Annotated in this window: 1 pseudogene; it reads left to right on the top strand. The window is 70.9% G+C overall.

The annotated features are described in order from the left end of the window. Positions 1 to 263 (top strand): annotated as a pseudogene (locus CCN37_RS40320) (hypothetical protein); the annotation flags it as partial. Positions 264 to 289: the final 26 nt, after the last annotated feature.

Below are 289 nucleotides of genomic sequence, written 5' to 3'. Positions count from 1 at the left end.
TCGAGGTCCGCACCGGCAGCGGTGACCTCACCGTCGCCGACGCCGCGTCCGGCCGCATCCACCTCGCCAGCGGCTCCGGCTCACTCAGAATCGGTGTGCGCCAAGGCATCGTGGCCGAACTCGACCTGCTGTCCGTCTCCGGCGAGGCGCGCAGCGAACTCCCCGTGTTCGCGGAGCGCCAGTCCGGCTGGGACAACCCCGCGCTGCGCATCGAGGGCCGCACCGCCTCCGGCTCCGTCCTCGTCACCACCTCGGTCAACTGATCCGGACGTTCACCGAGCGGACTCAT

Origin of the sequence: Allokutzneria sp. NRRL B-24872 (assembly GCF_002155965.1) — a bacterium.
Classification (GTDB): Bacteria; Actinomycetota; Actinomycetes; order Mycobacteriales; family Pseudonocardiaceae; genus Allokutzneria.
Note: the sequence above shows the minus strand (reverse complement) of the source record. Positions and strands in the feature narration are given on the sequence as shown.